Origin of the sequence: Paraburkholderia acidipaludis NBRC 101816 (assembly GCF_000684975.1) — a bacterium.
Classification (GTDB): domain Bacteria; phylum Pseudomonadota; class Gammaproteobacteria; order Burkholderiales; family Burkholderiaceae; genus Paraburkholderia; species Paraburkholderia acidipaludis.
This window is the reverse complement of record NZ_BAXZ01000010.1, coordinates 34,087-59,212: the sequence shown is the minus strand read 5'-3', so window position 1 is coordinate 59,212 and position 25,126 is coordinate 34,087. Positions and strand designations below refer to the sequence as shown.

22 protein-coding genes and 3 tRNA genes are annotated in these 25,126 nt (G+C 65.9%); 18 read left to right on the top strand and 7 right to left on the bottom strand.

Features of this window, described 5'->3' with window-relative positions; genetic code table 11:
* The first annotated feature begins 37 nt into the window (after window positions 1-37).
* From lepA to nagZ, 8 genes are all read left to right on the top strand, one after another.
* Window positions 38-1,831, top strand: a complete 1,794-nt coding sequence (lepA, locus tag BAC01S_RS13560; protein WP_027795253.1) for a translation elongation factor 4 — start codon at window positions 38-40, stop codon at window positions 1,829-1,831.
* A gap of 57 nt (window positions 1,832-1,888) precedes the next feature.
* Window positions 1,889-2,782 (top strand): signal peptidase I, encoded by an 894-nt coding sequence (gene lepB, locus BAC01S_RS13555; protein ID WP_027795252.1) that lies wholly within the window; start codon window positions 1,889-1,891, stop codon window positions 2,780-2,782.
* A gap of 133 nt (window positions 2,783-2,915) precedes the next feature.
* The gene (rnc, locus tag BAC01S_RS34635) at window positions 2,916-4,031 is read left to right on the top strand and encodes a ribonuclease III (protein ID WP_027795251.1); all 1,116 of its coding nucleotides are present in this window, start codon (window positions 2,916-2,918) and stop codon (window positions 4,029-4,031) included.
* Between the two features lie 63 nt (window positions 4,032-4,094).
* On the top strand, window positions 4,095-5,000 hold the full coding sequence (gene era, locus BAC01S_RS34630; protein WP_027795250.1) for a GTPase Era: 906 nt from the start codon (window positions 4,095-4,097) through the stop codon (window positions 4,998-5,000).
* Window positions 4,987-5,943: a DNA repair protein RecO gene (recO, locus tag BAC01S_RS13540; RefSeq protein WP_027795249.1), complete on the top strand. Its 957-nt coding sequence runs from the start codon at window positions 4,987-4,989 to the stop codon at window positions 5,941-5,943. Before era ends, recO begins: the two co-directional genes overlap by 14 nt.
* Entirely contained in the window at window positions 5,940-6,704 is a 765-nt protein-coding gene (gene pdxJ / locus BAC01S_RS13535) for a pyridoxine 5'-phosphate synthase (protein ID WP_027795248.1), read from the top strand. The genes recO and pdxJ overlap by 4 nt, the downstream gene beginning before the upstream one ends.
* Before the next feature lie 66 nt (window positions 6,705-6,770).
* Window positions 6,771-7,178: a holo-ACP synthase gene (gene acpS, locus BAC01S_RS13530; protein WP_027795247.1), complete on the top strand. Its 408-nt coding sequence runs from the start codon at window positions 6,771-6,773 to the stop codon at window positions 7,176-7,178.
* A gap of 62 nt (window positions 7,179-7,240) precedes the next feature.
* Window positions 7,241-8,284: a beta-N-acetylhexosaminidase gene (nagZ, locus tag BAC01S_RS13525; RefSeq protein WP_027795246.1), complete on the top strand. Its 1,044-nt coding sequence runs from the start codon at window positions 7,241-7,243 to the stop codon at window positions 8,282-8,284.
* A gap of 77 nt (window positions 8,285-8,361) precedes the next feature.
* On the opposite strand, the gene BAC01S_RS13520 is transcribed toward nagZ, so the two are convergent.
* From BAC01S_RS13520 to earP, 4 genes are all read right to left on the bottom strand, one after another.
* Complete coding sequence (locus BAC01S_RS13520) at window positions 8,362-9,741, bottom strand: sigma-54-dependent transcriptional regulator (RefSeq protein ID WP_027795245.1); 1,380 nt, start codon at window positions 9,739-9,741, stop codon at window positions 8,362-8,364.
* 281 nt (window positions 9,742-10,022) lie between these two features.
* Window positions 10,023-10,226 (bottom strand): CsbD family protein, encoded by a 204-nt coding sequence (locus tag BAC01S_RS13515; RefSeq protein ID WP_027795244.1) that lies wholly within the window; start codon window positions 10,224-10,226, stop codon window positions 10,023-10,025.
* A 290-nt stretch (window positions 10,227-10,516) separates the two neighbouring features.
* Window positions 10,517-11,074, bottom strand: coding sequence for an elongation factor P (efp, locus tag BAC01S_RS13510; RefSeq protein ID WP_027795243.1), 558 nt, complete (start codon window positions 11,072-11,074; stop codon window positions 10,517-10,519).
* A 173-nt stretch (window positions 11,075-11,247) separates the two neighbouring features.
* A complete protein-coding gene (earP, locus tag BAC01S_RS13505) occupies window positions 11,248-12,435 on the bottom strand; it encodes an elongation factor P maturation arginine rhamnosyltransferase EarP (protein ID WP_027795242.1) in 1,188 nt (395 codons plus the stop codon).
* Between the two features lie 131 nt (window positions 12,436-12,566).
* On the opposite strand from earP, the gene uvrC reads away from it, so the two are divergent.
* From uvrC to BAC01S_RS13470, 7 genes are all read left to right on the top strand, one after another.
* Window positions 12,567-14,846, top strand: a complete 2,280-nt coding sequence (uvrC, locus tag BAC01S_RS13500; RefSeq protein ID WP_027795241.1) for an excinuclease ABC subunit UvrC — start codon at window positions 12,567-12,569, stop codon at window positions 14,844-14,846.
* A gap of 108 nt (window positions 14,847-14,954) precedes the next feature.
* A complete protein-coding gene (pgsA, locus tag BAC01S_RS13495; RefSeq protein WP_027795240.1) occupies window positions 14,955-15,545 on the top strand; it encodes a CDP-diacylglycerol--glycerol-3-phosphate 3-phosphatidyltransferase in 591 nt (196 codons plus the stop codon).
* A 167-nt stretch (window positions 15,546-15,712) separates the two neighbouring features.
* Window positions 15,713-15,788 (top strand) — tRNA-Gly (locus BAC01S_RS13490).
* Window positions 15,789-15,850: 62 nt separating this feature from the next.
* Window positions 15,851-15,926 (top strand) — tRNA-Gly (locus BAC01S_RS13485).
* A gap of 125 nt (window positions 15,927-16,051) precedes the next feature.
* Window positions 16,052-16,125, top strand: a tRNA-Cys gene (locus BAC01S_RS13480).
* 137 nt (window positions 16,126-16,262) lie between these two features.
* Entirely contained in the window at window positions 16,263-16,532 is a 270-nt protein-coding gene (locus BAC01S_RS13475) for a DUF2164 domain-containing protein (protein ID WP_027795239.1), read from the top strand.
* Between the two features lie 84 nt (window positions 16,533-16,616).
* Window positions 16,617-17,117, top strand: coding sequence for a GNAT family N-acetyltransferase (locus BAC01S_RS13470; protein ID WP_027795238.1), 501 nt, complete (start codon window positions 16,617-16,619; stop codon window positions 17,115-17,117).
* Between the two features lie 23 nt (window positions 17,118-17,140).
* Here BAC01S_RS13470 and BAC01S_RS31265 read toward each other — a convergent pair whose 3' ends face one another.
* Complete coding sequence (locus BAC01S_RS31265) at window positions 17,141-18,067, bottom strand: cytochrome c oxidase assembly protein (protein ID WP_043202194.1); 927 nt, start codon at window positions 18,065-18,067, stop codon at window positions 17,141-17,143.
* Between the two features lie 25 nt (window positions 18,068-18,092).
* The gene (locus tag BAC01S_RS13460) at window positions 18,093-18,668 is read right to left on the bottom strand and encodes an SCO family protein (RefSeq protein WP_027795237.1); all 576 of its coding nucleotides are present in this window, start codon (window positions 18,666-18,668) and stop codon (window positions 18,093-18,095) included.
* Window positions 18,669-19,041: 373 nt separating this feature from the next.
* Between BAC01S_RS13460 and otsB the strand changes: the two genes are divergently transcribed.
* Entirely contained in the window at window positions 19,042-19,791 is a 750-nt protein-coding gene (gene otsB / locus BAC01S_RS13455) for a trehalose-phosphatase (RefSeq protein ID WP_027795236.1), read from the top strand.
* An 82-nt stretch (window positions 19,792-19,873) separates the two neighbouring features.
* Complete coding sequence (gene otsA, locus BAC01S_RS13450) at window positions 19,874-21,334, top strand: alpha,alpha-trehalose-phosphate synthase (UDP-forming) (RefSeq protein WP_027795235.1); 1,461 nt, start codon at window positions 19,874-19,876, stop codon at window positions 21,332-21,334.
* Window positions 21,335-21,451: 117 nt separating this feature from the next.
* Here otsA and BAC01S_RS13445 read toward each other — a convergent pair whose 3' ends face one another.
* Entirely contained in the window at window positions 21,452-23,287 is a 1,836-nt protein-coding gene (locus BAC01S_RS13445) for an ABC transporter ATP-binding protein (protein ID WP_027795234.1), read from the bottom strand.
* A 719-nt stretch (window positions 23,288-24,006) separates the two neighbouring features.
* Here BAC01S_RS13445 and BAC01S_RS13440 point away from each other — a divergent pair.
* Window positions 24,007-25,071 carry a glycosyltransferase family 4 protein gene (locus BAC01S_RS13440; RefSeq protein WP_027795233.1) on the top strand — a complete coding sequence of 355 codons (1,065 nt, stop codon included), beginning with the start codon at window positions 24,007-24,009 and terminating at the stop codon, window positions 25,069-25,071.
* Window positions 25,072-25,126: the final 55 nt, after the last annotated feature.

The following is a 25,126-nucleotide window of genomic DNA, read 5'->3' as shown; positions in this document are numbered from 1 at the left end:
TCGTTGGGGCGCGCCTTTTTCGCTTGATCGGCACTGAATGGATCATATTCGTAACTTCTCGATCATTGCGCACATCGACCATGGCAAGTCGACGCTCGCCGATCGCATCATCCAGCTTTGCGGCGGCCTGTCCGACCGCGAGATGGAAGCTCAGGTGCTCGACTCGATGGATCTCGAGCGCGAGCGCGGCATTACCATCAAGGCGCAGACCGCTGCGCTCACGTACAAGGCGAGGAACGGCGAGGTCTACAACCTGAACCTCATCGACACGCCGGGCCACGTCGACTTCTCCTACGAGGTGAGCCGTTCGCTCTCCGCGTGCGAGGGCGCGCTGCTCGTCGTCGACGCGAGCCAGGGTGTGGAGGCGCAGACGGTCGCGAACTGCTACACGGCAATCGAGCTCGGCGTGGAAGTCGTGCCGGTGCTCAACAAGATCGACCTGCCCGCGGCAAACCCCGAAAACGCGATCGAGGAAATCGAGGACGTGATCGGCATCGACGCGACCGACGCCACGCGCTGCAGCGCGAAGACCGGCCTCGGCGTGGAGGATGTTCTCGAAGCGCTGATCGCCAGGGTGCCGCCGCCCGAGGGCGACCCCGAGGCGCCGCTGCAGGCGCTCATCATCGACTCGTGGTTCGACAACTACGTGGGCGTCGTGATGCTCGTGCGCATCGTCAACGGCACGCTGCGTCCGAAAGACAAGATCAAGCTGATGGCCACCGGCGCGCAGTACCCGGTCGAGCACGTCGGCGTGTTCTCGCCGAAGTCGCGCAATCTGGACGAGCTCTCGGCGGGGCAGGTGGGCTTCATCATCGCCGGCATCAAGGAACTCGCCGCGACCAAGGTGGGCGATACCGTCACGCACGCGACGAAGCCGGCCGAGGAGCCGCTGCCGGGCTTCAAGGAAGTGAAGCCGCAGGTGTTCGCGGGTCTCTATCCGGTCGAGGCGAACCAGTACGACGCGCTGCGCGAATCGCTCGAAAAGTTGAAGCTCAACGACGCTTCGCTGCAGTACGAGCCGGAAGTCTCGCAGGCGCTGGGCTTCGGGTTCCGCTGCGGCTTCCTCGGCCTCTTGCACATGGAGATCGTGCAGGAGCGTCTGGAACGCGAGTTCGACATGGACCTCATCACCACGGCGCCCACCGTGGTGTACGAAGTCGTGCAGCAGGACGGCAGCACGATCAAGGTCGAGAACCCGGCGAAGATGCCGGAGCCCTCGAAGATCGCCGAAGTCCGCGAGCCGATCGTGACCGTGAACCTGTACATGCCGCAGGAGTACGTGGGCTCGGTCATCACGCTCTGTACACAGAAGCGTGGTAACCAGACCAACATGCAGTACCACGGCCGCCAGGTGCAGCTGACTTACGAAATCCCGATGGCGGAAATCGTGCTCGACTTCTTCGACCGCCTGAAGTCGGTGTCGCGCGGCTATGCCTCCATGGACTACGAGTTCAAGGAGTACCGCACCTCGGACGTCGTGAAGGTCGACATGCTGATCAACGGCGACAAGGTCGATGCGCTGTCCATCATCGTCCACCGCTCGCAGTCGCAGTACCGCGGCCGCGAGGTGGCGGCGAAGATGCGCGAGATCATTCCGCGCCAGATGTACGACGTGGCGATCCAGGCCGCCATCGGCGCACACATCATTGCGCGCGAGAACATCAAGGCGCTGCGCAAGAACGTGCTGGCCAAGTGTTACGGCGGCGACATCACGCGCAAGAAGAAGCTGCTCGAAAAGCAGAAGGAAGGCAAGAAGCGGATGAAGCAGGTGGGCTCCGTGGAAATTCCGCAGGAGGCCTTCCTTGCGATCCTGCGCGTCGAGGACAAATAAGACTGCCGCCGCATCGAGTCGCGCTGCGTCGCATAACGTTGAATAACGGATAACTACATGAATTTTGCGCTGATCCTTTTTGTGCTCGTGATCTTGACGGGCATTGCGTGGGTGGCAGACAAACTGGTTTTCGTGCCGCGCCGGCGCCTCGCCGCCGATGCCGCAGTGGCGGAGTTCGATCGCCAGCAGGCGCGCGTCGGCGAGCGCTTCGCCGACGAAAACGCGGCCGTCACGCGTCAGAGCCTGCGCAACGAGAAGCTGCGCCAGCCGTGGTGGCTCGAGTACACGGCAAGCTTCTTTCCCGTGATCCTGGTCGTGTTCCTCGTGCGCTCGTTCGTCGTGGAGCCGTTCAAGATCCCGTCGGGCTCGATGGTGCCCACGCTGCTCGTGGGCGATTTCATCCTCGTGAACAAGTACGACTACGGCCTCCGCCTGCCGATCACGAACACGAAGATCACCCAGGGCCGTCCGCTTCAGCGCGGCGATGTGGTCGTGTTCCGCTATCCGATGGACGAATCGGTCGACTACATCAAGCGCGTGATCGGCCTGCCGGGCGACGTGGTCGCGTATCAGGACAAGCAGCTCACGATCAACGGCAAGCCCGTGCCCGAGACGCCGCAGCCCGATTACTTCGACGAAGAGCGCATTGGCTACGCGAAGCAGTTCACCGAAGACCTCGGCAGCCGCAAGAACAACATCCTGAACAACCCCGCGGTGCCGCCGTTCATCATCGGCGCGGAAGACTACCCGTATCGCGACAATTGCCAGTACAACGCGCGCGGCGTGATCTGCAAGGTGCCGCCGGGCCATTACTTCATGATGGGCGATAACCGCGACAACAGCGCCGACAGCCGCTATTGGGGCTTCGTGCCCGACGCGAACATCGTCGGCCGCGCGTTCTTCATCTGGATGAACTTCAGCAGCCTGAAGCGCATCGGTTCGTTCGAGTGACAACCCCGTTGTCGATGCGCGCAAGGTCTTCGCGCGCCACTTGAAGAAACCGCGCTAACCTCGCAACATCCACGCTTTTTCGCCTGCCGCTCCGGGTTTTCGCCGGGACGGGCGGGCGCGTTATACTCTGTCCATGCCCCTATCTCCGCTGGAAAGCCGGTTGCGCTACGAATTTCGCAATGCGGAATTGTTGCGCCAGGCTTTGACCCACCGTAGTCACAGTGCCACGCATAACGAACGCCTCGAATTCCTCGGTGATTCGGTTCTGAATTGCGCGGTGGCGGCCCTATTGTTCCAACGTTTTAGCAAGCTGGACGAAGGCGACCTCTCGCGCGTGCGCGCGAATCTCGTCAAGCAGCAGTCGCTCTACGAAATTGCTCAGGCCCTCAATATTGCGGACGGCCTGCGGCTTGGCGAAGGCGAGTTGCGCAGCGGCGGGTTTCGCCGTCCGTCGATCCTTGCGGATGCGCTGGAAGCCATCTTCGGGGCGATCTTTCTCGATGGCGGCTTCGACGCCGCGCAGACCGTCATCAAGCGCCTTTACGTGCCGATCCTCGATCACATCGACCCGCGCACGCTGGGCAAGGACTCGAAGACGCTGCTGCAGGAATATCTGCAGGGTCACAAGATCGCATTGCCCACCTACACGGTCATCGCCACGCATGGTGCGGCGCACAATCAGCAGTTCGAGGTCGAGTGCACGGTGCCGAAGCTGGACGTGAAGGTGTCCGGTTCGGGCGCGAGCCGTCGCGCTGCCGAACAGGCCGCGGCCAAGAAGGCGCTGGACGAGGTCATGGCGGCGGCGCCGGCGCTGGCCGCCAAGCCGCGTCGTTCGAAGGGCGCGCGCGCTGCCAGAACGGAACCCGAGGTGGTGCCGGGCGTGACGGGCGTACAGGGCGCGCTCGATCTGCGCACGCCGGAGCGCCGCGAGCGCGCCCAGCGTAGCGAGCGCCAGCCGGCCCCGGCCGAGGCAATCGACCGGGTTCCGCCGCCGCAGGCGGCGCCGGTTGCGGTCATTCGCGCGGCCCACGTGCAGGAACGTCCGGGCGAGAAGGAGAAGGGCGGCCCGCGTACCCCCGAGCGTGCCGAAGTCGGTCCGCAGGCCGCCGCTGAATCGCGCCCGGCGGCACGCGGCCGCGATGCCGCCGAAGCGCCCCTGCCTGGCCATCCCGGCCACCCGGCTGCGGCGGCCGCCGAGCCGGATCATGCTGTCGCGCTGCCCGTGCGCGCGGCCGATGCCGGCCACTGATCCCAACCCGTGCGCGCCGCGCGCGCGGTCGCTGTACTCAACGCTTTTTTGTCCGGTCCGATCATGAACGCTCCCACTTCCACTCCTGCCGGTTTTCGTTGCGGCATGGTCGCGATCGTCGGCCGGCCGAACGTCGGCAAGTCGACGCTGATGAATGCCCTCGTCGGCCAGAAGATCAGCATCACGTCGCGCAAGGCGCAGACCACGCGCCATCGCATCACGGGCATCAACACGATCGACGACGCGCAATACATCTTCGTCGACACCCCCGGCTTCCAGACGCGCCACAGCACGGCGCTCAATCGCTCGCTGAACCGCGCGGTGACGTCGACGCTGAGCTCGGTCGACGCGGTGCTGTTCGTGATCGAGGCGGGCAAGTTCGGTCCCGACGACCAGAAGGTGCTCGATCTAATTCCGCCCAAGGCGCCCACGATCTTGATCGCGAACAAGATCGACCGCGTGAGCGACAAGGCCACGCTTTATCCGTTCATCCAGGAAGTGCAGAAGCTGCGCGAATTCCGCGAGATCGTGCCGCTTTCGGCGAAGAATTCGGACGATATCAAGCACCTGCTCGAAACGCTCAAGCCGTATCTGCCCGAAGGCGAGCCGATCTACGGCGAGGACGATCTCACCGACCGCAGCGAGCGTTTTCTCGCGGCCGAGATCCTGCGCGAGAAGGTGTTCCGCTGGACCGGCGACGAGCTGCCGTACACGAGCACGGTGCTGATCGACAAGTTCGAACAGGAAGGCCGGCTGCGCCGCATCTTCGCGACGATCCTCGTCGAGCGCGACACCCAGAAGGCGATGGTGATCGGCCAGAAGGGCGCGAAGCTCAAGCAGATCAGCACCGAGGCGCGGCTCGACATGGAGAAACTGTTCGACGGTCCCGTCTATCTCGAAACCTTCGTGAAGGTGAAGAGCGGCTGGGCCGACAACGAAGCCGGGCTGCGCGCCTATGGGTATGAATGACGGCGAAGCCGTAAGCGTTCACGACGACCAGGAGGCGCTCGACGCTTCGCGCGACGACGCGCACGGCCCGGCAGCGGTGCCGGCCGAGCCCGAACCGGCCGCACCTGAGTCGGCCGCACCGCGCCGCAAGCGCGCTGCCAAAGCGCGGCCGGCGGCCCGCGTCGACGATGGCGAAGGCGAGCCCGCACGCCGCGTATCGGCGCCGCGTGCGCCGCGCGGCACGTCGTCGGACTTTCGCGTTGCCGAGCAGCCGGCCTTCGTGCTGCATAGCTATCCGTACCGCGAAACCAGCCTCATCATCGACGTCCTCTCGCGCGACCACGGCCGCATCGCGCTCGTCGCGAAGGGCGCGAAGCGTCCGCATTCGGCGCTGCGCGGCGTGCTGCAGACGTTCCAGCCGCTCACGCTCTCGTGGACCGGCAAAGGCGAAGTCCGCACGCTCACGGGCGCCGAATGGGTGGGCGGCATGCTGCCGCTCACCGGCGACGCGCTGCTGTGCGGCTTCTATGTGAACGAGCTGCTCGTGAAGTTCTGCGCGCGCGAGGACCCGCATCCCAGCCTGTTTCGCCATTATGTCGTGACGCTCACGCGCCTCGCGCACGACGAGCCGCCCGTGCAGGTGCTGCGCTCGTTCGAGCGCGTGCTGCTGCGCGAGACCGGCTATGCGCTGGCGCTGAACCGCACGGTGAACCGGAAGACCGTGATGGCGGAAGGCCGCTACGTGTTCGACCCCGAGCGCGGCGTGCGCGAGGCGTCGGACGAGTGGCCCGCGCAGTGGCCGGTGCTGGCGGGGCAGACGTTGCTCGACATGGAGCAGGACGATTACCATCGTCCTCAGACCGTCGCGCAGAGCAAGGCGCTGATGCGTTTCCTGCTGAATACTTACCTTGGCGGCACGCCGCTCGCGACGCGCCAGATCCTGATCGACCTGCAGAATCTATGAGCTTCTTTCTCACCTCTCCCAACGTGATCGATCTCGGTGTGAACATCGACCACGTCGCGACGCTGCGCAACGTGCGCGGCACCGCCTATCCCGATCCGATCCGCGCGGCGCTGCTCGCCGAAGAGGCGGGCGCCGACGTCATCACGCTGCATCTGCGCGAAGACCGCCGCCATATCGTCGACGCCGACGTGCGCGCGCTGCGCCCGCTGCTGAAAACGCGCATGAACCTCGAATGCGCCGTGACGGCCGAGATGCTCGACATCGCGTGCGACATCAAGCCGCAAGACGTCTGCCTCGTGCCCGAAAAGCGCCAGGAGCTGACGACCGAGGGCGGCCTCGACGTCGCCGGGCACTTCGACGCCGTGAGCGGCGCGTGCCGGCAGCTCGCGGACGCGGGCATCCGTGTGTCGCTCTTCATCGACCCGGACGAGACGCAGATTCGCGCGGCGCACGAGACCGGCGCGCCCGTGATCGAGCTGCATACCGGGCGTTATGCCGAGGCCCACGACGCCGGCGAGCAGGAGCGCGAGTACGAGCGCGTGGTGGTGGGCGTGAACTGCGGCATCGGTCTTGGCCTCAAGGTCAATGCGGGCCACGGCCTGCATTACACGAACGTGCAGCAGATTGCCGCCATCGACGGCATCGACGAGCTGAACATCGGTCACGCGATCGTGGCGCACGCCGTCTTCGTCGGTTGGGAGAACGCCGTTCGCGAGATGAAGGCGATCATGGTCGCGGCGCGCCTCGGCGCGCGCGCGTAATCCGGCGCGACGGTCAGGCCACACCGGCGACGCCACGGCGTGCCGCCGCACTTCGACGAGGAGCTCATGGCGATCTACGGCATCGGTACCGACATCATTCAGGTCAGCCGCGTCGCGGCGGTCATGGAGCGCACCGAGGGGCGCTTTGCCGCGCGCGTGCTCGGCCCGCAAGAGCTGGCCGTCTACGAGGCGCGCAAGGCACGTTCGGCCGTGCGCGGGCTCGCCTATCTGGCCACGCGATTTTCGGCCAAGGAAGCGGCTTCGAAGGCGATCGGCCTCGGCATGCACATGCCCATGACCTGGCGCTCGGTGCAGACCCTCAACGAGCCCGGTGGCAAGCCGATGATCGTCGCCTCCGGGCCGCTCGCGCAGTGGCTCGACGAGCGCGGCATCACGATGCGAGTGACGATCAGCGACGAACACGATTACGCGGTGTCGTTCGTCATCGCAGAAATCAGCAAATCCGCGGACTGACAGGTCCGCCGAATTCCCCGCTGCGCGGCCGCCGTCGCGCAGCTTCTACGCAAGAAGACTCAATGAAGAAACTCCCCGGACCGGTGATGCTCGACGTGGTCGGCAAGACGCTGACCGACGACGACGTGCGCCGCTTAGCTCACCCCATGACCGGCGGCGTGATCCTGTTCGCGCGCCACTACGAGAACCGCGCGCAGCTCGTCGCGCTGACGGACGCGATTCACGCCGTGCGCGACGACCTGCTGATCGCCGTCGATCACGAAGGCGGCCGCGTGCAGCGCTTTCGCACCGACGGCTTCACGGTGCTGCCCGCCATGGGGCGTCTTGGCGAACTGTGGGACAAGGACGTGCTGCTTGCGACGAAGCTCGCGACGGCCGTGGGCTACATCCTCGCGAGCGAGTTGCTCGCGTGCGGTATCGACCTCTCGTTTACGCCCGTGCTCGATCTCGGTTATGGCCAGTCGCAGGTGGTGGGCGACCGCGCGTTCCATCGCGATCCGCGTGTCGTCACGCTGCTCGCGAAGAGCCTGAACCACGGTCTCGCGCTGGCGGGCATGGCGAACTGCGGCAAGCATTTCCCGGGTCACGGCTGGGCCCAGGCCGACTCGCACGTGGCGGTGCCGGTCGACGACCGGCCGCTCGAGGCAATCCTCGGCGAGGACGCGATGCCCTACGACTGGCTCGGCCTTTCGCTCGCGGCCGCGATGCCGGGGCACGTGATCTATCCGAAAGTCGATTCGAAGCCGGCCGGGTTCTCGCGCATCTGGGTGCAGGAGATCCTGCGCGGCAAGCTGCGCTTCACGGGCGCGATCTTCAGCGACGATCTTTCGATGGAGGCCGCGCGCCAGGGCGGCACGCTGACTGAGGGCGCGCGCGCCGCGCTCGAAGCGGGCTGCGACATGGTGCTGATCTGCAACCAGCCCGACGAGGCGGAGAAGGTGCTGGATTCGCTGCGCGTCGTGGAGCCGGCGCGCGCCATGCGCCTCGAGTCGGCGAGGCGCATCCGGCGGCTGCGTCCGCGCGGCAAGGCGCTGCGCTGGGACCGGCTCATCGCGGAGCCCGCGTATCTGTCGGCCCAGACGTTGTTGCGCAGCGTGCTGCCGTAAGCGCGGCGCATGAACGTAAATGGCCGCCCCTAGGGGCGGCCATTTGTTTTTTTGCGCCAGCGACAGAGCCTCTACGTTCAGTTCAGGCGCATCCGCTGGAGCTTGTTGTAGAGCGTCTTCGGGCTGATGCCGAGCAGCGACGCCGCGCGATGCCGTGTGCCGCCCACCGCGTCGAGCGTCGCGCGGATCAGCATTTCCTCGACGTCGGCGAGCGGTGTGCCCACCGTCACCTGGACACGGCCGCCGTTGACGTCGCGCGGGCGCGCGCCACTGCTTTCTTCGGCCTGCAGGGTTTCCAGCACGTCGCCGGAAGCTTCCCAGGCGAGCCGCACGCGCTCCTGCAGTTCGCGCACGTTGCCGGGCCAGTCGTAGGCCAGGCACTCGCGGATGAACGCCGGCGCGATCAACCGGGTCGTCGCGCCGCCGCGGGCGTGGGCTTCCTGATTGAGTTCGTCGACGCAGGCCGCGGCAAGCAGCGCCGCGTCTTCCTCGCGTTCGCGCAGCGGCGGCAGCACGAGCGCGGCGGCGTCGAGGCGCAGCCACAGCTCCTCGTTCAGCAAGCCCTGCGCAACGGCGTCGCGCGGCACGGCGCGCGTGGCCGCGATCAGGCGGAAGTCCGTGCCGACCTCGTTGCTGCCGCCCACGCGCATGAAGGTCTGGGAATCGAGTGCGCGCAGCAGCGCGGTTTGTTGATCGCGCGGCAGGTCGATGAGCTCGTCGATGAAGAGCGTGCCGCCGCTCGCCTCGCTGACGAGTCCCGGCTCGCGCTGTTCCGCACCATCGAAGGCGCCGCGCTCGTGGCCGAACAGCAGGCTCGCGAGCGGCCGGCCGTTCGCGGCCTCCGCGCTGACGGCACGGGCGTCGTACACCACGAATGGCGCCTTGCGGCGCCGGCTCAGCTGGTGCAGCGTGCGCGCGGTGACTTCCTTGCCGGTGCCGGCTTCGCCCTGGATCAGGATCGCGGCTTCGGTGGGCGCGAGCTGCTCCAGCATGTCGTAGACGCGCTGGATCGCGCTGCTGCGCCCGAGCATGGGCCCGAAGCGGCCGATCTGACGCAGCAGCGAGCGCAGCACCCGGACTTCCTCGGTGAGCTCGTAAGGGCGTGGAATGCGTGCGAGCAGGCTGCGCAGGCGCGGAATGTTGACCGGCTTGAGCAGATAGTCCCAGATGCCGTGGCGCAGGCCCTCGATTGCGCTTTCGACCGTGGCGTTGCCGGTCATGACGATGACGGGCAGGGCGCCGCTGGGCTGCGCGGGCAGATGAGGGAGCAGTTCGAGCCCGCTGCCGTCGGGGAGATTCAGATCGACGAGTACGACGTCGGGGATGAAGCGCGCGAGCGCGGCCCGGGCTTCGGCGAGCGTGGCCGCGGTATCGACGGAGAAGCCGTCGGCGGCCACGATCGCGGACAGGCCGGACAGGCTGTTGGGATCGTCTTCGACAATCAGGGCGTGTGGCATGGCGAGGCGGCGTTACGGATAATGGGAGGCGGAATCAGGGGCAATCAGGCGCAATTGCCCGCCGCGCAGTCCGGATGCGCAGCGGCGCGCCGTGCAGGGCGCGGCACGTCAGGATTCGGCGGGCAAATTCGGTGCAGACGTTTCAGATCCGGTCCTCCAGAATGGCGACGGCGCGCGGCGCCTCCCCCGGCAAGGCCGGGCGGGAGGCCGCGTCACGCGACCGTACTACCCCCAAATGCTTCCGGCAGGGAGACGGCCCGTACCAGCCATGCCAGGGCGCGTCAGTTACGATGCGCCTCGATCCAGCGCCGCACTTCCTGCTCGGCTTCGTCACGGGTCTTGCCGTAACGCTCCTGGATCAGACCGGCAAGCCGGTCGACACGTCCTTCGGCCTTGATCAGCTCGTCGTCCGTCAGCTCGCCCCAGGCGGCCTTGGCCTTGCCGATCAGCTGTTTCCACTTGCCTTCTGCGATGTCGTTATTCATGGGTCTCTCCTGGTTGGGTTCACGTCCCGCGAGGGCTGATCCCGGCACAGCAGAAACCATGCCGCGGGTGGTCCATTCCCGGCGCGCGCCGCACGATTCTCGTGCGCGGCGCAAGCCGGTAAAGACTTCCCGTGGCATTCACAAACATACACGCTTGGGAAAAAAAGAAAAAGCGCCCCAAAAGGACGCTTAAGGGACGCTTTCTGCCGGAACCATTCGCCGCGCATGAACGCGGCCTGCCGGTAAATATGGCCAGGATATGGCCAAAAGCGGATGACCGGAGGCGGCGCTTACGCGCGGCTGCGGTATTCGTTCGTGCGCGTGTCGATTTCGATCTTGTCGCCGATGTTGCAGAAGAGCGGCACCTGGAGCTCGAAACCGGTGTTCAGCTTGGCCTGCTTCATGACCTTGCCCGACGACGTGTCGCCCTTGACCGCCGGCTCCGTGTAGACGATCTCGCGAACGAGCGTGGTCGGCAGTTCGACCGAAATGGCCTTCTCGTTGTAGAACACGACTTCGCAAGCCATGCCGTCTTCGAGATAGTGCAGCGCGTCGCCCATCATGTCGCCTTCGACTTCGAACTGGTTGTAGTCGGCGTCCATGAACACGTACATCGGGTCGGCGAAGTACGAGTAGCTCACTTCCTTGCGGTCCAGCACGACGACGTCGAACTTGTCGTCTGCCTTGTACACGGTTTCCATGCCTGCGCCGGTCAGCAGGTTCTTGAACTTCATCTTCACGACGGCGGCGTTGCGGCCCGATTTGTTGTACTCGGCCTTTTGCACGACCATGGCGTCATTGCCGATCATCACGACGTTGCCGACGCGGAGTTCCTGTGCGATCTTCATAAAACAGTCCTGTCCAGATTAAATAGCTTCAGTGTGCTCGACGGCAAACGTCGCAAGCGCGTTCGCGGGACACTCCGGACGCGGGACGCTCCAGAAAAAGGGAGCGGTTGCGGCGGGGTACTTGGGGAGTGGCCGTCGTGAATCGCTTGAGACGGCTGCCGTCGGATAACCGCTTATTTTAACTGACTTTTTGCGAATTCGGCGAGATTTCCGGCGAGGTCGCCGGGTTGCGCGAGTTCCGCTGCCCAGCTTGCGGCGCGCGCCGAAAATTCGGGCAAATGGCGTGCGAACGCGGGCCAGTCAGGTGTGCCCCGGCCATTCCACGCATGCCAGAAGGCCTCCAGCGCACTGCGCGCCGCGGCGGGCAGCGGTCGGGCATAGTGCTCGAGGGCGGCGTCGAGTTTGGGAAGATGCGCGTCGTCGGCTTGCGGGTAGATGTGCCAGACGAACGGCTTCGCCGCCCATTGCGCACGCACGAACGAGTCTTCGCCGCGCACGAAGTTGAGGTCGCTCACCCATAGCAGCGGGTCGTAGCCGCGCTGCTCCGTGAAGGCGAGGCTGTGCGCCTGCAATGCGCCGCGCCGCGCATGCTCGCCGGGCTCGAACGCAGGCAGGCCGAAGAAGCGCGCCACGGCACCCGAGATGCGGCCCTGCGGGACCAGCAGCACGATGGGAGAGACGTGGCTTTGCCATTGGGCGAGCAGACTGTCGATGGCCGGATTCTCGTAGGCGAAGAGCGAGATCACGGTCGCATCGGGCGCCGACGGTGGTGCGCCGGCCGTGTCGCGCCACCAGGCGGTGCGCGCTTCGGTCGAGTTTTCGAAGGCGAGGCGAGCGGCGTCGAGGTCGCGTTCCTTGAGCACGCCGCCGGTGCCCGGGCCGAGCCCCGGAAAGAAGAAGTGCTTGATGAGCGGATAGCGCGGATGCGGCGAAGGCCGCAAATGGAAGTCGGCCACCCAGTCCTCGGCGCTCAGGTATTCGAGGTTGAGCCACACCGGCGTACGCGCGCGCGCTGCCATGGCCGCGACGTAGACGGGCGGCAACTCGCATGCGAACGCCTCGATCACGACATCGGCGATTTGCAGCGTCTCGCCCGCATGCGCGGGCGCGTGCCAGTGCTCGACGACGACGCCCTCGACGGTTTGCGTCGCACGGGCAATGTCGAGCACGGGGCAAAGTCGCGCGAACGCGTGCAGGTCGTCCACGAACACGCGCACCTCCCAGCCGTGCTCGCTGGCGAGCTGGCGTGCAAGACGCCAGCAGACGCCGATGTCGCCGAAGTTGTCGATCACCGCGCAGAAGATGTCGCAGGCGACGGCGGAGGGGGATTCGGCTTCGGTGGACAGCATGGCATCAGTCATGGCGGGTGGGTTCGGCCGGGCGCGGAATGATCTAAACTTGCAATTCTAAGACGGTGCCGGGCCCGCGCGGGGCCGGCATGGATGCGTTGCGGCGGGCAACTGGCCCTTCCGCCGAATTACCCGACTACTGGATGACCGATTCCGACGTTTTCGACCCCAAGAAGGCGCTCTCGCAACTGCCGCACCTGCCTGGCGTCTATCGTTACTACGACGCGCAGGGCGCGGTGCTGTACGTCGGCAAGGCGCGCGATCTGAAGAAGCGCGTATCGAGCTATTTCACGAGGACACTGCTTTCGCCGCGCATCGCGATGATGGTCACGCGCATCGTGCGCATCGAAACCACGGTGACGCGCTCCGAGGCCGAGGCGCTGCTGCTCGAAAACAACCTCATCAAGGCGCTGACCCCGCGCTACAACATCCTCTTTCGCGACGACAAGTCCTATCCGTTCCTCAAGCTGACGGGGCACAAGTTCCCGCGCATGGCGTATTACCGTGGGGCCGTCGATCGCAAAAACCAGTACTTCGGGCCGTTTCCGAGCGCATCGGCGGTGCGCGAGAGCATCCAGATCCTGCAGCGCGTGTTCCAGTTGCGCACCTGCGAGGATTCGGTGTTCAACAACCGCACGCGGCCCTGCCTGCTGCATCAGATCGCGCGCTGCACGGCGCCGTGCGTCGGCGCGATCGGCGAAGAGGACTACGCGCGCGACGTGAGCAACGCCTCGCGGTTCCTGCTCGGGCGGCAGAACGAAGTGATGAAGGAGCTCGAAACGAAGATGCACGCGTTTGCCGCCGAGCTCAAATTCGAGCAGGCGGCGTCCGTGCGCAACCAGATGAGCGCGCTTTCCACCGTGCTGCACCAGCAGGCGATCGAGACCGGCAGCGAGAGCGACGTCGATATCCTCGCCGTGGTGGCGCTGGGCGGGCGCGTCTGCGTGAACCTCGCGATGGTGCGCGGCGGCCGGCATCTGGGCGACAAGGCGTACTTCCCGGCGCACGTCGAACGCGTCTTGACGGACGAGGAGGGCGGCGTCGCGGAGGAAGTGGACGGCGAGGCCGTGCTCGCGGCCTCGGCGTTGACCGCGCTGCCGGCCATGGCGCGCCGGGCGCTCGAAGCGGCCGCGGGGCTCGCAGCCGGCACGTCGAACGGCGAGCCGGCGGGCGAGACCGACGAGATGGACGCCGCCGGGGCCGTGCCCGATCCGCTCGCCATTGCCGCGGACCTGCCGCCCGAGGCGCAGGCCGATGCGCAAGAGTCCGGCGAAGACGCGGACGAGCTCGACGCAGCCGGCGATGAAGCCGGCGATGAAGCGGCCGACGAGGCTGTCGATGAAGCGGCACCGGCCGCGGGTCGCAAGCGTCGCGCGACAGGTATCGAATCCGAGGTGCTCGACGCGTTCATCGCGCAGCACTATTTCGGCAATCGCGTGCCGCCGGTGCTCGTGGTGAGTCATCCGCTCGCGAATCGCGAGCTCGTGGAGGTGCTCACCGAACAGGCCGGCCACAAGGTGACGCTCGTGCGCCAGCCGCAGGGGCAGAAGCGCGCCTGGCTCGCGATGGCCGAGCAGAATGCGCGCCTCGCGCTGGCACGGCTGCTCTCCGAGCAGGGCTCGCAGCAGGCGCGCACGCGCTCGCTCGCGCAGCTGCTCGGGCTCGAGCTCGACGACCTCGTGCATCTGCGCATCGAATGCTTCGACATCAGCCACACGATGGGCGAGGCGACCCAGGCATCGTGCGTGGTCTATCACCATCACAAGATGCAGTCGGGCGACTACCGCCGCTACAACATCACCGGCATCACGCCGGGCGACGACTACGCCGCCATGCGCCAGGTGCTCACGCGCCGCTACGAGAAGATGGTTGCGCAGGCGGCGGAGAACGAAGCAGACGAGGCGGCGCAGCAAGCCGGCGGCGCTTCCGCTCCGCTGGCGGGCCCCGAGGGCGCCGACCCCGCGGCGGCGGGCGGCACGCTGCCGCATATCGTGCTGATCGACGGCGGCAAGGGGCAGGTGGAGGTCGCGCGCCAGGTGTTCACGGAGCTGGGGCTCGATCCGGCGATGCTGGTGGGCGTCGCCAAGGGCGAAGGGCGCAAGGTGGGTCTGGAGACGCTGGTGTTCGCCGATGGCCGCTCGCCGCTCGAGCTCGGCAAGGAGAGCGCGGCCCTGATGCTCGTCGCGCAGATTCGCGACGAGGCGCACCGCTTCGCGATCACGGGCATGCGGGCGAAGCGCGGCAAGACGCGCCAGACCTCGCGCCTCGAAGAGCTGGAGGGGGTGGGCGCGAAGCGCCGCCAGCGTCTGCTCGCGCGCTTCGGGGGATTGCGCGGGGTGATGGCGGCGAGCGTCGAGGACCTCGCGAGCGTCGAGGGCATTTCACGCTCGCTCGCGGAGCAGATCTACCAGCAACTGCACTGAACCCGGGCCGCGCGCCGCGCCGCCATTTAGCGGCCGCCTTTCAGTTGCTTGTGGCAGGTGCGGCTACGCGGCACAATTGCAACTCCCTTCGACAGACAGCGCCAGCCGATGCCGTTCAATTTTCCTATTCTCCTGACGTGGCTGCGGATCGTACTGATCCCGCTGGTGGTCGGCGTGTTTTATCTGCCCGAGTCGATGCTGAGCCAGACGCACCAGAACACGGCGGCAATGCTGATCTTCGTGCTGGCGGCGCTCACCGACTGGTTCGACGGCTATCTCGCCCGCAGGTGGAACCAGACCTCTTCGTTCGGCGCGTTCCTCGACCCTGTCGCGGACAAGCTGATGGTCACGGCGGCGCTGCTGATCCTCGTGCACCTTGCCCGGCTCGACGCGGCGATCGCGCTCGTGATCGTCGGCCGCGAGATTGCGATCTCGGCGCTGCGCGAATGGATGGCGCAGATCGGTGCGTCGAAGAGCGTTGCGGTGAATTCGCTCGGCAAGTTCAAAACGGCGTGCCAGATGGTGGCGATCCCGATGCTGCTCTTCTATGCGCCGCTCACGATAGGCGGCGTGACGCTGTTCGATTCGCGCGTATGGGGCGCGTGGCTGATCTATGTCGCGGCGTTTCTCACGATCTGGTCGATGCTCTACTACATGAAGCTCGCCTGGCCGCAGATCCGCGAGCGCGGGAGTCTTTGAGCGCGCGCGAGGTGTTCCCCATTCAAAAAGTTTGCCGGCGGGACTTGACACGATTCAGCGGGTTATACATAATCTCACTTCTCCGCTGCACGACAAAGTCAGCAGCAAGCAGATGCGGTGGAAATCGCCGCAGATGCAGTCAAGTAGCGGTGAGATGATGTAAAGATGCGGGAGTAGCTCAGTTGGTAGAGCGCAACCTTGCCAAGGTTGAGGTCGCGAGTTCGAGACTCGTCTCCCGCTCCAGAATTCTGGTGCGGCGTATTGAGCAGGTAGCGCAGCATTATGGCAGTAGCAGGCAGGACCACGCGGGAGTAGCTCAGTTGGTAGAGCGCAACCTTGCCAAGGTTGAGGTCGCGAGTTCGAGACTCGTCTCCCGCTCCAGATACCCCGGGGAAGCAGCGCTTCCCCTTTTGTTTGGCAGGCTTCGTCAGTATGTCGATCTGCCGCACAAATCTGTCCCTTCGTTGCGGGCGCAAGCGCGCTTCACGTATGGACAGTCCGCTTCCGGCGCGATAGCAAAGCGGTTATGCAGCGGCCTGCAAAGCCGTGTAGGCCGGTTCGACTCCGGCTCGCGCCTCCATTCAAAAAGCCCTGACTTGTCAGGGCTTTTTCTTTTTCCTCTCCGTCTTTTCTGCCGCTGCCTGCCCGGGTTTCGCTCCGCACGCGCATATCGCTATGGTATTTAGTCAGGAATGGAAATTAACGGAATATTTCGCCATGGCCATCGAACTCCCTGAAGACGCGCGCCGCGACGCCATCGCGTCGATCCAGCGCTACTTCGACACCAACATGGACGAGCCCATCGGCAATATCGCGGCCGGCGCATTGCTCGGCTTTTTCCTCGAAGAGATCGCGCCGGCGGTCTACAACCAGGCGGTTGCCGACGCGCAGGAGCACATGCAGGCACGCATCACGGATCTCGACATCGATCTGCACGAAGCGCCATTCCAGTACTGGCGCAAATACGCGCAGCCAAAGCGTAAATGATGCATTGCGCATCGAGCAGCGCCTGCACGGCGTCGGCAGGGCGCGGCATAATTGCAGCTTCATGATGCTCGACGGAAAGTCCCGATGACCACGCAGTCCCGCGCGTTGCCGCTTGCCCACCTCGATTGGCGCTGGAAAGCCTTCGACGCGCTCGAGCCCCGCGAAATTTACGCGATGCTCAGGGCGCGGTCCGAAGTGTTCGTCATGGAGCAGGAATGCGTCTATGGCGATATCGACGGACTCGATACCGGCGCGTGGCACCTGTTCGCGTGGGATCCGTCGGGTGCGCGCCCGGTGCTGGCGGGCTATCTGCGCGTGCTGCTGCCCGATGCGGACGACGCAGACGTGCGCATCGGCCGTGTGCTGACCACCGTCGGTTATCGCGGCATCAAGCTCGGCAATGCGCTGCTCGAGCGTTCGATCCATCACATCGCGCAGCAATGGCCCGGTGTCCCGATGCGGCTGCACGCCCAGGCCCATTTGCAGAAGTTCTACGGCGCGTTCGGCTTCAGGCCCGTTTCGGAAGTCCACGACGAAGACGGCATTCCGCACGTGTGGATGCGGTCGGCGTCACTGCCGGAATAACCGCGGCGCCGCGCCGGCGCGGTTCAGGTGCGCTGGGGTTCGCGGTCGTGTGCAACTTCAGGCGCACCGCCAGGAACCTTGCCGGATGCGCCGCCCGGCACGGCGGACGGCAGCGGACGTGAAGGCCGGTCGCGGCCGCGCAGGCGTCCGCGCGCCGAAAGCCGCATCCAGTGGCGCAGCGCAACGAGCGCGCCAATCACGCTCATCATCGACCCCGGAATCCACAGCAACAGGCCGCCGATCTGCTGGTCGCGCATCGGGCTGAGCCAGGTGAAGGCGCGTCCGCAGATCGAGTACACGGGGTAGAGTTCGCGCGGCGTAAAGAAGATGAACGCGCCGAGCAGGATCTGCGGCGGAATCGCCGCGATCACCACCAGCACGCGCTTGCCCGGCGCGAGCCGCGCGGGCGGAGCGGAGCGTGCATCGAGCACGAGCCACCAGAACATGAGGCCGTCGATCACCATGCTCCAGTTCATGACGCGATAGAGGCGCCAGTCGAGCATCGCGATGAAGTGGATCGGCGAGAACAGCCAGAAATAGATCAGTCCGACGAAGAGTGCGACGGCAACGACCGGATGCATCACGACATCCAGCGCGAGACGCACGGGGCGCGCCGCGAGCGCGGGCCGCACGAAGCGTTGGCGCCATGCGAACGGAATGCCCGCGCGCAGGGCCGCGCCCGGATAGGCGAGCGCGATGAAGAAGGGCCCCAAATGATGCAGCACCAGGTGCTGCGCACGGTGCATGAAGAACTCGTGCTCGAAGTAGTAGTCGAGCCGCGTATGCAGCGCGATATAGAGCGCGCCGAGCCCGAACCAGAACGAGATGCGCCGCGCGAGCGACACGCGTGCATGGCGCTGCCCGCGCACGAAAAGAAGCGCGGCGGCCGCGATGGCGATCACGACCGTAGGCGAGGGCTCCCAGGGATCGAGCCAGTAGAGCAGGTTCATGGTTGGCAGATCTCCCGCTTCAGGCTCAACCCGTATCGTCGATCACACGGCGCACGTCGTGCGCGATCGCATCGGGCGCGTCGTTGTCGGTGGCGAGCAGCCGTGCGCGGCCTCGTGCGTCGAACACATACACCGCCGAACTGTGCGTGACGTCGTAGCTCCCGTCGGGATTGGCCTTTTCCATCTGGTACGCCACGCGATAGCGCTTTGCCAGCGACTCGATCTGGCCGTCGCTGCCGGTCAGGCCCAGCGCGTGCTGCGCGTCGAATGCCGCGACGTAGCTGTGCAGCACGGCAGGCGTGTCGCGCGCCGGATCGACGCTGATAAAGAGTATCCGCACGCTGCGTGCCTCGGGACCGAGTTTTGCGAGCGCCTGCATCAGCCGCGCCATGGTTTCGGGGCAGATGTCGGGGCAGTGCGTGTAGCCGAAGTACACGAGCGTCGTTTGTCCGCGGAAGCTCGCGCCCGTGACCGGGCGGCCGTTGTCGTCGGTGAGGCTGAAGCCGAGGTCGGGCAGATGGCCGGTCACATTGGTGAGCTGCCAGGGATCGGCGGGGCGCGAGCACGCGCTCGCAAGCAGGGTTCCCGCCACGATCGCGATACCCCCGGCAAGCCGCGCGCGGGTGCCGCGGCGGCGCACGGCGGATCCCGCGAACGTCAGGGCGGAAAGCACGGCGAGAGAGAGCTTGCGGAACAAAGGATGTCTCGGTATTTCGCTTGGTGATTCGTCGCAGGCGGCCAGCGGAGGCCGACAGTTTTCTGCGACTGTAGCAAAATTAACGATGGACTGCCGGGCATGAAGGAAGCCCGACAGCGAGCAGCGCAGGGAACCGTGCGGATGGCGCTTCCAACCTTACACGCTCGAAAATCGACCGAAGGCGAGGTAAGATGCGCACACTTTCTCCAGCAGCCCAGCGCTCGCCGGACCCGCGGGAACAATACGCGGCCAGCGCCGAGGGACGAAAAAACACGTAATGCAAGGACTACCGGCTGTATTGCCGCCCGATCAGACGGCTTTCTTCTTCGATTTCGACGGCACGCTCGTCGAACTCGCGCCGACACCCGATGGCGTGCTCGTGCGTCCCGACATGCTCGCGCTGCTCGGCGAACTGCGGCGCCTCACGCACGGCGCGGTGGCGATCGTGTCCGGGCGCGGCATCGACAGCATCGACGCATTCCTCGGCATGCCGGACCTGCCGGTGGCGGGCCTGCACGGCGCCGAGCGGCGCGATGCCAACGGCGACACGCAGCGCGTGGGTTTCAACGATCAGCGGCTCCTGCACATGGAGCAGGTGCTCGCGGAAGTGGTCCGCACGCATCCCGGCATGCTCCTCGAGATCAAGGGCGCGGCGTTGGCGCTGCACTACCGTAACGCGCCGGAGCACGAACCGGCGGCGCGCGAGGCGACCACGCGGCTTGCCGGCGAATTCGCGCAGGCCTACGTGCTGCAGCCCGGCAAGATGGTCTACGAAATCAAGCCCAAGGATGTCGACAAGGGGCGCGCACTGCGCGCGTTCCTCGACGAGCCGCCGTTCGCGGGGCGCTGTCCGGTGTTCGCCGGCGACGATCTCACCGACGAGAAGGGTTTTGTCGTCGTCAACGCGCAGCACGGCCTTTCGATCAAGGTCGGCGGCGGCGATACGATCGCGCAGACGCGCGTCGACTCGGTGGATGCGCTGCTTGCGTGGCTGACGTCGCTCGTTGCGGCGATGCGCGCGGCGTGACGCGCGGCCCCTCTGCGGCCGGGCCGCTGCATCTGCTGCACCCGCGGCACCTTTATTCACTCCTCGACGGAACCCGCATCTCATGAGCCGATTGATCATCGTGTCGAACCGGGTCGCACCCATTTCCGAGGGCGGCCCGGCGGCGGGCGGTCTTGCGGTGGGGGTTTATGACGCGCTGAAGGAAACCGGCGGCATGTGGTTCGGCTGGAGCGGCGACGTGCCGACCTCGGGCCAGCCGCAGATCCGGCTGGAAGAGCGCGGTCCGGTGACGTTCGCCACCATCGGGCTGCTGCGCCGCGACTACGACCAGTACTACCGCGGGTTCTCGAACGCGACGCTCTGGCCCGCGTTCCACTATCGCGCCGATCTCGTCCAGTACGATCGCCACGAATACGCGGGCTACTGCCGCGTGAACGCGTGGCTCGCGCAGCAGCTCGTGCCGCTCCTGCGCGACGACGATGTCATCTGGGTTCACGACTATCACCTGATCCCGTTTGCGCAGGCGCTGCGCTCGGCGGGCGTGAAGAACCGCATCGGCTTTTTCCTGCACATTCCGTTTCCCGCTTCGCAGGTGCTGCTGGCGGTTCCGCCGCATCGCGACCTTGTCGAGGCGCTGTGCGCGTTCGACCTCGTCGGTTTCCAGACGAAGCCCGATCTGCGCGCGTTTTGCGATTACGTCGTCAACGAGGCGGGCGGAACGGTGGAACGACTGCCGGACGGCGTGGCGCGCATCGAGGCATTCGGCCAGACGCTGGTCGCCAACGACTACCCGATCGGCGTTTATCCGGACGAAGTCGCGGAGCTCGCCAAGGCCGGCGAGCGCGGCAAGCCGGTGCGTACGCTCAAATCCACGCTGCATGGCCGCAAGGTCATCATGAGCGTGGACCGGCTCGACTATTCGAAGGGGCTCGTGGAGCGCTTTCGCGCGTTCGAACGCTTGCTCGACCAGCACGCCAGCGAGCGCAACAAGGTCTCGTTCGTGCAGATCGCGCCGCCCACGCGGGCCGACCTGCATGCTTATCAGGACATCCGCCTCAAGCTCGAGGCGGAGTCGGGGCGGATCAACGGCCGTTTCGCCGAGCTCGACTGGACGCCGATCTGGTACATCCATCGGCAGTACGAGCGGGCCGTGCTGGCGGCGCTGTTCCGCGCGTCGCACGTCGGCTACGTGACGCCCTTGCGCGACGGCATGAACCTCGTCGCGAAGGAGTACGTGTCGGCGCAGGATCCGGAGAATCCGGGCGTGCTCGTGCTTTCGCGCTTCGCGGGCGCGGCGCAGGAGCTCACCGGGGCGCTGATCGTCAATCCGCTCGACATCGACGGCATGGCCGACGCCCTGGCCGCCGCGCTCACGATGCCGCTTGCCGAGCGCATGGCGCGCTATCAGGACATGATGGCGCAACTGCGCGAGAACAACGTGTCGGTCTGGCGCGACCGCTTTCTGCGCGACCTCACGCAAATCGGCGAGCGTCGCGGCGTCGCGCTTCCGGTCGCCCACGCGCCGCAGGGCGAAGCGCGAGGGCAGGTTCAGGACGCGCGCTGACCGGCGTGTTCGCGCGGGGCGGGATCCCCCCGCCTTGGCACAGAAAAAAGCCGCTTCCGGCGTTCAGTTCAAACGGGAAGCGGCTTTTTTGTTTCCGTTGCAGATGCGGGAAACGGCTCAGGCGACGTGTTTCTCGTCGCTCTTCTTGCTGCCGAGATGCAGGGTGGAATGCTTGCCGTGCTGCTTGGCGAGCAGCTCGCGATAGAGACCCGGACGGTTGCGCAGCTCTTCCGGGCTGCCGTCGTCGATCACCTTGCCCGAGCTCATCACGATGATGCGGTCGAAGTTCTGCAGCGTGGAGAGGCGGTGCGCGATGGCGACTACTGTGCGGCCCACCATCAGCCGGTCGAGCGCCTGCTGGATGGCTTCTTCGGAGGCGCTGTCGAGCGCCGAGGTCGCTTCGTCGAGCAGCAGGATCGGCGCGTTCTTGAGGATCGCGCGTGCAATCGCGATGCGCTGGCGCTGGCCGCCCGAAAGCTTCACGCCGCGGTCGCCCACGATCGTGTCGTAACCTTCCGGCATCGCTTCGATGAAGTCGGCGCAGCGCGCCTCGCGCGCGGCCGCGATCACTTCCTCGCGGCTCGCCTCGGGGCGGCCGTAGGCGATGTTCTCGTAGATAGAACGGTGCAGGAGCGAGATGTCCTGCGGCACGAGCGCGATGGCGTTGCGCAGACTGTCCTGCGTGACCATTGCGATGTCCTCGCCGTCGATCCGGATCGCGCCGCCCTGCAGCTCGTAGAACCGCTGCAGCAGCGCGAGCACCGTGGTCTTGCCCGCCCCCGACTTGCCGATCAGGCCGACGCGCTGGCCGGCCGTGATGTGCAGGTCGAAGTGGTCGAGAATGGGCTTGCGGTGCGGATAGGCGAAGGTCACGCTTTCGAAGTCCACGCGGCCGCCCTGGGCGATGAGCTCGGCGGCGTCGTCGCGGTCGGGCATGCCGTGCGGCTCGAGCAGCGTCTGGACGGCTTCCGCGAGACGCGCGACGTGCTGCGTCACGTCTACGAGCGCCACGGCGAGGTCGCGCGTGCCGTGCAGGATCGTGAAGCCGAGCGAGCTCACGAGCACGATGTCGCCCGAGGTGGCGCGGCCCTGACTCCATAGCCACAGCGCCCAGCCGAGCAGGCCGGCCGAAAGCATCGCCGTGATCACGGCGTGCAGGAGACGCAGCCTTTCGAGGTAAAGCAGGCTCATGCGGCGCGCGTCCAGTTCCGCCTTGACGGTCGCGCGAAAGCGCGTCTGCTCGCGGAAGGTCATGCCGAAGGCGCGCACGAGCGCCATGTTGCCGATCACGTCCACCAGCTCGCCGTCCACGGCCGCAGCCTTGGTCGCGAACGCGTGGTGACGCGAGGAGCCGTGCCCCGCCAGCTTGAAGAGGATCACCGAGAGAATGGCCGAGCAGCACAGCAGCACGGCGGCCATCAACGGGTTGACCGAAACGATCATGACGATCGCGCCCGCCACGGCGATACAGGGCGGCAGCACGTTCCACGCGGTCGTGTTCTCGGCCGTGTAGATGGCGTTCGAAGTCGCCGTGATGCGGCTTGCCAGCGTACCGGGCTGCTTTTCCGCGTAGTAGGTGGGCGAGTGGCCGCTCAGGTACTGGAAGAGATCGCGCCGCAGATCGCCCGTCACGGCGACGAAGGTGTGCGCCGCGAACCAGCCGCCCACGCGCCAGAGCAGGTTGTCGGCGGCAATCAGGCCGACGAGGATCGCGAACGCGGTCCACAGCGGCCCCGGGTGGTGGCGGCCCGCGCCGAGCACGTCGATCAGGTGCTTGATCGCGTACTGCGAGGCGAGGGCGCAGCCGACGGCGGCGAACACGCTGGCCAGCACGACGGCGTGCGCGAACGGGTGACGCCGGATATAGCGAAACAGGAACGCGAGCGGACGCCGCGCATAGCTCGCGAGCTTTGCGTTATGGGCATTACGCTGGGCGATGGTCAGATGTTCCAATTGATCGGTGGTCGGTCTGACGGAGCTGGGTCCGTGCAAGTTGAAAAAAGGAATGGGAAGGCGCGGTAGCGGCAGCCCACGACGGACTTTCCAGCATTGTAAACACCCCCTGCGCGTGGTGCATCGCCTATGGCCATGGGACGCGCATCATATCGCGACGCCATGACGCGGGGTATGGCTTGCCGACAGTCTGTTGCTGCGCAGGTTCAACGGGCGTTGCGAGCCATTTTGGAGATACAATTGCAGATTACATTTACGCCGCGTGCATGGCGTGCCCGACAACGGGCGCTGCGGCGCAGCAAAGTTCGGAAGTGCTGTCGCAATTGCCGTGCGCGGGGCCGCCCGATCTGCATCCGGCCAGGCGATCCAATCTAAAACTATCTTTTAAAACAAGAGGTTGTGGATTGTTTCCGGTTTGTAACAACGTAAAGTATTTGAAATGTTTTGGGTGGCGTGGGTCCCGAACCGGGATAATGCCGACTCGGATAGCGTAGGGAATCTGACAGCTTGTATGTCAACGACCGCGAACCCTGCGCGTTTACCGCCTGAGCCGTTCCGTCTGCCAGAAAGCGCGACGGCCAGTGTGTCGGCAAAGCCGGCGCGGTTAGCGGTACGGAACGCCCGGGATGACGTGCGGCAAGGGTGCCGGCGCCACCGAGGGTCGATTGTCAAACTTGCAGTACTTTGCCCGATTTATTACGAGGAAGGAGTTCACCACTATGCGAATCGCTCAAATCGCTCCGTTGCACGAGGCGGTTCCTCCCAAGCTGTACGGCGGCACGGAACGGGTGGTCTCCTACCTGACCGAAGCGCTGGTCGAACAGGGTCACGACGTTACGCTGTTCGCAAGCGGCGATTCGATCACCTCGGCAAAGCTCGAAGCGTTCTGGCCGCAGGCACTGCGCCTCGACCCGACGATCCGCGACGTGATGGCTCCGCACATGCTGCTGCTCGAAGAAGTGCGCCGCCGCGCGCATGAGTTCGACGTGCTGCATTTCCACATCGACTATTACCCGTTCTCGCTGTTCCAGCGCCAGGAAGTGCCGTTCGTCACCACGATGCACGGCCGTCTGGACCTGCCCGAACTGCAACCGATCTTCAACGCGTTCAGCGACGTGCCGGTCGTCTCGATCTCGGACAACCAGCGCATCCCGCTGCAGCAGGCCTGCTGGCAGCAGACCGTCTATCACGGCCTGCCGGAAGACGTGCTCAAGCCGATCCCGAATGTCGAGCCCGGCTACCTCGCCTTCCTCGGCCGCGTTTCGCCGGAGAAAGGCCTCGACAAGGCGATCCGCATCGCCGGCCAGGCGGGCATGAAGCTCAAGGTCGCCGCCAAGATCGACAAGGCCGACCGCGCCTATTACGAAGAAGTGATCAAGCCGCTGATGGCGCTGCCGCACGTCGAGTACATCGGCGAAATCGGCGAGCACGAAAAGCGCGAGTTCCTCGGCAATGCGCATGCGCTGGTGTTCCCGATCGACTGGCCGGAGCCCTTCGGTCTCGTCATGATCGAAGCCATGGCCTGCGGTACGCCGGTCATCGCGTTCAAGCGCGGCTCGGTGCCGGAAGTCATCGACAATGGCGTGTCGGGCTTCGTCGTCGAAGACGAAATCAGCGCCGTCGCTGCGATCAAGCGCCTGTCGACGCTGCCGCGCGAGAAGGTGCGCGCCGCATTCGAGGCACGCTTCTCGTCGAAGGTGATGGCGCGCAACTACGTCGCCGTGTACGAAGAGCTGCTGCGCCAGAAGCGCCGCACGGTACTGCGCGAAGTCGCAGCCGGCTAAAACGCCGCCAGCACGCCGCCGGCTTTGTGCCGCAGCGGCGGGCGCCGTCCCGTCG